5 protein-coding genes are annotated in these 6204 nt (G+C 50.6%); all 5 read right to left on the reverse strand.

The features are described 5' to 3' along the window. Positions 1 to 138: 138 nt before the first annotated feature. The 5 genes from ACZND6_RS12530 to ACZND6_RS12550 all read right to left on the reverse strand — a co-directional run bounded on the left by ACZND6_RS12530 (position 139) and on the right by ACZND6_RS12550 (position 6018). Complete coding sequence (locus ACZND6_RS12530; RefSeq protein WP_293737100.1) at positions 139 to 831, reverse strand: cytochrome b/b6 domain-containing protein; 693 nt, start codon at positions 829 to 831, stop codon at positions 139 to 141. Then, positions 824 to 1171 (reverse strand): iron hydrogenase small subunit, encoded by a 348-nt coding sequence (locus ACZND6_RS12535; protein ID WP_008810230.1) that lies wholly within the window; start codon positions 1169 to 1171, stop codon positions 824 to 826. Before ACZND6_RS12535 ends, ACZND6_RS12530 begins: the two co-directional genes overlap by 8 nt. 17 nt (positions 1172 to 1188) lie before the next feature. Then, entirely contained in the window at positions 1189 to 2541 is a 1353-nt protein-coding gene (locus ACZND6_RS12540; RefSeq protein WP_293737101.1) for a [Fe-Fe] hydrogenase large subunit C-terminal domain-containing protein, read from the reverse strand. Between the two features lie 237 nt (positions 2542 to 2778). Then, the gene (locus ACZND6_RS12545; RefSeq protein WP_293737102.1) at positions 2779 to 4125 is read right to left on the reverse strand and encodes a coproporphyrinogen III oxidase family protein; all 1347 of its coding nucleotides are present in this window, start codon (positions 4123 to 4125) and stop codon (positions 2779 to 2781) included. 54 nt (positions 4126 to 4179) lie between these two features. Beyond that, the gene (locus tag ACZND6_RS12550) at positions 4180 to 6018 is read right to left on the reverse strand and encodes an AMP-dependent synthetase/ligase (RefSeq protein ID WP_293737103.1); all 1839 of its coding nucleotides are present in this window, start codon (positions 6016 to 6018) and stop codon (positions 4180 to 4182) included. Between the last annotated feature and the right edge of the window lie 186 nt (positions 6019 to 6204).

Here is a 6204-nt window from a genome sequence, read left to right on the forward strand (position 1 = left end):
TCACTGCAGACACCTTGGGGTTCGCTAGTCTTTCCCACTAGCGGGCAGACTCGGGACTTTCACCCTATAGAGAATGCTCATGCCGAGCACACCAAAAAAGGGAGCCGAAGCCCCCTCTTTTTGTTTATCGGTCAAAGATTATTTTTCAACAACTTTGACAACGTCACGCTTGACCCAAGTCGGAGCATGGTGCTCAGCGGCTTCGTAAGAGATGTCGCCGGAACCGATTCTCCAAATGCCCTTGAAGTGCTCCATGGACAGGAGAGCCAGAGGAATATGTGCGCATGTAACCATAGCGGTAACAATGAAGCTTCCCCAAACGTGAGTAATGAAGAGCCAGTAGAAGACGGTCTTGCCAAGCAAGGGAGCGCCGAGCCAAAGCAGCCAGCCCGTAGCGATCAGGTAAACGACGGCAGCAAGGAAAATGAGGTAGCTCATCTTCTGACCGCCGTTGTAGCGGCCCTGCGGCGGAACTTCAACCGGTCCGAAGGGAATCTTGAAGAAACGACGCGGATAGCCGCCGAAGTTTCTGAACCACATAATGGTGTTTCTGTCCCACTCAAGAAGGTTCTTAAGTGTCACGGCAAAACGTTCGGGGGCAAAGAGAACATAGCCCACGAAGTTAAGGGTGAAGAGAGCACCGAGCCAGAGATGCCAAACCATCATGAGGTTGGCGGTTTCATCGGAAATATCGCCCATCCAATGGCCGAAATAAACGATGGCACCGGTGATGACCAAGGCATACCAGCAAATTGCGTTGATGGAGTGGAAAACCTTGTCGGAAGTGTGGAAGCGCAGAATTCTTGCGCCTTTCATTTCGGGATTAGACATGTTCTGCCTCCGTCATAGCCAGCTGAGAGCGGGGATAGTAATGGGTGTGGTTAAGCTTGTACATCTCGCCTTCGACGGGTTTGCCGTTCATGTCTTTGTAGACCTGCCAGCAGACATCGTTCTGGTGAGAGGAAGTCAGATTGATCTTCTGCAGACGCTTGTCATCTGCATACAGACCGTTCTGTCTGTCGAGAATAACCTTATTGCGGGAAGTGATCAGCTGAGTGATCACAGCGCCGGCGCCGGCAACTAAAACTGCGCACAGACCGATGACTTTCAGGAAGCCGCGGCGGCCCAACATGGCAGGAACGTCGCGTTCGGTATATTGATATTTACTCATTTCTATTTCCTACCTTGTTAGAGTTTGACAGGAAGCGGAGTTGTCGGAGCAAGCCAGGAAGAACCTGCGCCCTGCAGAGGCTGACCGCCGCCGTTGACGCAGCCGCCCGGGCAGTTCATGACTTCGATGAAGTGCCAGCGATCCTTGTCTTCGTTGATGATCTTCATGACATTCTTCAGATCCTGAAGAGCGCCGTTAACAACAGCAACGCGGAGTTCGAAAATCTTGCCGCCCTGAGCCTTCAAAGGAATAGGCACAGTCGCTTCAACTAAAGAGTTGTTCAGACCGCGGACGCTGATGATGTCCGGGTTCTTCAGTTCTTCGCCGGCCAGAAGAGCATAGGCCGTACGGAGAGCAGCTTCCATCACGCCGCCGGAGCAGCCGAAAATCGTACCGGCACCGGTGTATTTTTCGGTCGGCTTAACTTCGTGTGTAGTCGGCATCTTGAGCGGATCGATACCGAGACGACGGAAGACTTCAGCGATATCACGAGTTGTGAGGCTGTAGTCGATGTCGGGGAAGACGGGAGAGTCTTTAGGAATAACGTTGTGTTCAACGTTCCACTTCCAGGCGTCGATGAATTCAGGACGGCTGGCTTCGAAAATCTTAGCGGTACAAGGAGTAATGGAAACGATGCAGACATCGCGCGGATCCTTGTTCCAAACGTGCTTAGCAGCCCAGGTCTTGCCTAAGGCACCGCCCATCTGAATCGGGCTCTTTGTGGTGGAAACATGGGGAATCGCAGAAGCGAAGTTAATTTCCATGTTTCTGACCCAGCCAGGGCAGCAGCTGGTGAAGTGAGGCAGCGGATGGTGAGCCATCATGTTGACTTCAGGACTTCTTTCCCCCAGGCACCAGTAGCGAACCTTCTTAATGAATTCCGTACCTTCTTCCAAAATCGTCTGGTCAGCGGTCTGGTTCACGTCATAAATAGTGAAACCGGCCTTTTCCAAGGCATTGAGCATCTGATCGGTGCAGAGGTCGCCGGGTTTACCGCCGAATTCTTCAGCCAATGCGACACGGACTGCAGGAGAGGGATGAGCGACCACGAATTTCTTCGGATCTTTAAGAGCTGCGATGACGTCGTCGACGAAGCTCATCTGTTCAATAGCGCCGAACGGGCAGGCGCTTAAGCACTGACCGCAGCTGACGCATGCATCGTCGCGGATTTTGTGAATGGCGCCTAAACCGCCGGAAATAGCATCAACCGGGCAGAACTTGCGGCAGGTGTCGCAGCCGACGCAGTTGTCTTTGTTAATGTGGATAATTCCGCGAAGTTCGCCTTTGCGGAAATTTCCCTGAAACGCGGGACCGTCTTCTCCGCGACAGCCTTGAGGCGGTCGGAAGGTAACAACATCCATAGTAGACATTACTCAACTCCAGAGCTTGAAATGGAAATTTAAAGAGACAGTTTCGGATAAAAATATATTTAGTAAATCGCAGGTGCGAAGTCCCGAGTCTCCTTACGGAGCGAAGTTTACGGTGTTGTTACAGATTTCTCAACGGCCTCTATCCTTTTGTCTTAAGTAAAAACCTCTAATTAATAAGGACAAATGAAAACAGATGTAATCAAAAGCCCCGAAAATACGGGGCTCTGAGGTTTTCGTTTACATGTCGGCTTCTCTAAGTGGTTTCCTTAACTCCGCCCGAATGTTGTCCATCGCGGAGTAGAAATCCTTCATCATCACAAGGCCGAGCAGCTTGCCTTTATCAGTCACAATGAAGCGGTCATGGTCTTCTGGGTTCTCTTTAATCGCTCCTGCAAGTTTCAAAGCGAGAACCTCTTTAAATAACGCACGATCCAGATCGACGCCGTGAACTTCTTTGAAGTATTTACGACTGATGCGGCCGGCAAACAACTGAAGCAGTAAGCGGTACTGAAGAATGCTGCGTTTGCCGAAAACCTTTCTTCTTTCCACCCCGTTATTGCCTGAGCCGATGCGCTCGTTGTAGCGGCGCAGTGAGAACGTGTTTACATAAAGCGAATCCCCCAAGAAGCTGAAGGCACCCGAACCCACACCCAAGTATTCATCGTTGTCGATCACATACTCGTCAAAGCCCTCATTATTGGACTTCCCGAAAGCCCATGAGGAAAGCTGGGTATAGTCTTCCGTCAGCATGTCCAGGATCATGCGGTACTGGCCTGCCCTCACATCGTGAGGTGCGGCAATAGAATCCTTAACACTGCGTTTAGTCTGACTTGTCACCATCAGAGGATAGGTCGTGATCTGACGGGGGGACAGCTTCAGCAGGGTTTCAAGGTCGCGGTGAAGAATCTCATCGGTCTGGCCCCTGAATCCGAAGATCATGTCAACATTGCAAATCGGGAAAAGTTCCTGCGCTTTCGCAATATTTTCAAAGACTTCCTGTCCGGTTCCGAATTTATCGCGTTCGGTCATCTTGAGAATGCCGTCATCAAAGCTCTGAACACCGATTGACATGCGGTCCACCAGGCCTTCAAGCATATGAATTTGCGGATCGCCCATGATCTGAGGATCCGTTTCGACGGAGACTTCCTTGATGGAAGGGAACAGTTTTTTAGCCAGCTCCAGTGTTTTAGCCAACTCGTCCATCAGCACTGTGGTCGTGCCTCCGCCGACATACATCGATGTGAAGTCATAACCCATGGCATGAACGGCCTCCATCTCTTTGCGCAGATTCACAAAGTATTCGCGGGCCTTGTACTCTTTGAAAAGAAATCGATGGAAGGTGCAGTAGGAACAAAGCGTTTTACAGAAAGGAATATGCGCATACAGCATATATTTATGGCCTTCCTGCGGAAGCGGAAACTTCTCAAGAACACAGCGGTCAAGCGTTAAATCCCGATCCAGATAGTACTGCATCACCGCTTCGGTGCTCTGCAGCATCCACTTCGGCGCAATCGCTTCCGACTTCCCATGCTTGACGTTGCCCTTATAGGCATTACGAATAGTTTCGGTGGAACGTTCTTCCATTGTTTCTATCAGTGTTATTTTGTAGACAGAAGGTCGATTATACGGAGGTCTCTTCTAAATACGGCTCTTCTTTGCGCCTTTATACATCTCTTCAATCAGGTGCCCGTACCTTGCCTGCATCGGAGAACGCTTAAGTTTCAAGGTCGGCGTGAGAAGCCCGTTATCAATCGTCCACTCGTCCAAAGTGAGCGCAAGGTTTTTAGGAACTGCGTATGCCGGGAAAGTTCGACAGGCTTTCTTGACCATTTCAAGTATTTTTTTGCGAACCACCGGAGCATGCAAAGACTCCGGATCCTTGGGATCAACTCCCTGGTCTGCCGCAAACTTTTCCCACAGTGTCGGATCCAGGGAGATCAGCACAGCGATGTAAGGCATACCGTCGCCGACAGCGTAAGCCTGTCGGAAGAGCGGAAGCGTTTCAAGTGCGCTTTCAATATCGACAGGAGAAATTTTTTCTCCCGTAGAGGTCACAAGAATCTCTTTGATTCTGCCGACGATTTTCAGCCGTCCTTCTCCGTCGTAAGCTCCCTGATCGCCAGTCTTGAGCCAGCCGTCCTCGGTAAAGGCATTCTTCGTGTCCTTTTCCCGATTCCAGTACCCTTTCATGACCAAGTCACCCTTGATCTGGATTTCTTCCCTTTCTCCCAAACGAATCGAGACGTCCTTCAGAGCTCGGCCGACGGTTGCCGGATCATTGTCCGTCACATTGTTGCCGCTGATGATCGGGGAAGTCTCGGTCATGCCGTAGCCTTGAATCACCGGAAGACCGAGGCCGCAGAAAACCTTAGCCGCCTCAGGGTTAAGAGAAGCACCGCCGCTGATGGCCACGCGCAACCTTCCGCCGAATTGAGACTTCAGTTTTTCCGAGATCTTCTTACCAACCGTCGCATTGACCAAGCCGCCAAACATTGAACCCTGAGACCCGGCCGTTTTTATCGAATTTTTTCTGCAGAAATTCTGCCATCCGGCGTTGACGGCCATATGGAACAAGGTCGCCTGGATTTTGCCTTTCTTGGCAAGCGCGTCATTCAGCTTGGCGTAGATGCGTTCATAAACTCTCGGGACAGAAATCAAAACATTAGGCTTCGCAATCTTGAAGTCTTCTGCGAGGTATTGGAGAGAGCGGTTAAATACAATTGTCGAACCTGTCGCCAGCGCCAAGTAGTATCCTGCCGTTCTTTCAAACATATGAGAAAGCGGAAGGAACGAAAGGAAGATATCACCGATCTCCGGCTTGACATGCGCCAAAGTTGAACGGACGTTGCTTGTGATGTTTTTATGAGTAAGCATCACACCCTTCGGCTTGCCGGTCGTCCCGGACGTATAAACAATGCAGGCCAAATCGTCGACCTTCGGCTGCTCGGGTAAAGCAATGTCTGCAGGAGCTCCTTTGAGCCATTCTTTTACTCCTTGAATGAGCTCCGTCGCCTCCGTCAGTTCTTCCGTAATGATAACTTTTTTGATCGCAGAAAGATCAAATCCGGCTTCCTGGATTTTCTCCCATTTGGACTTCTTGTCCGTCACCAAGACGGACGCTCCGCTGTCCTGGAGAATGAACGCACTGGAAGCCGGCGTATCGATTGCGTGAAGAGGAACCGGCACGAGAGAGTTGGCCATTGCCGCCTGATCAAAGCACACGGCGTTCACACCGTTAGGCAGGAGCATCGCAACACGGTCTCCCTTGTTAAGCCCTAAATCGGCGAAAGCCCTCTGCCAGTTCTTTACCTTCTCACCGAGCTCCTTATACGTGACTGAGACCCACTCTTTTGTCGCCCGATTAAATTCTCTCAGTGCTTCGTCCGACGGTCCTTTCAGAACACGATTCTGAAAGAAATCACAAAGTGTGCTTAAGCTGTTAAGTGCCTCAGCTCGTTGTTCTTTCGTTTCAGTCAACTCTCTCTCCACACAAATATCCCATAGTACTTTCAGCGTAAAGCTGAAATTCTATTGAAAACGACCCAAATTTTAGGTGTTTTCACTAATCGAGTAGGGTTTCGCTGAGTTCCAGCGAACACCCTCTCACACCACCGCCCGTACCGATCTGGTAGGCCAAGTCACCTTGATTTTACGGCGGTTTCT

The organism is Parasutterella sp., from assembly GCF_057870745.1.

Coding starts and splice junctions, on each gene's coding strand:
- ACZND6_RS12545 (WP_293737102.1), bottom strand. CDS start 4,125: ATGGAAGAACGTTCCACCGAAACTATTCGTAATGCCTATAAGGGCAAC.
- ACZND6_RS12535 (WP_008810230.1), bottom strand. CDS start 1,171: ATGAGTAAATATCAATATACCGAACGCGACGTTCCTGCCATGTTGGGC.
- ACZND6_RS12530 (WP_293737100.1), bottom strand. CDS start 831: ATGTCTAATCCCGAAATGAAAGGCGCAAGAATTCTGCGCTTCCACACT.
- ACZND6_RS12540 (WP_293737101.1), bottom strand. CDS start 2,541: ATGTCTACTATGGATGTTGTTACCTTCCGACCGCCTCAAGGCTGTCGC.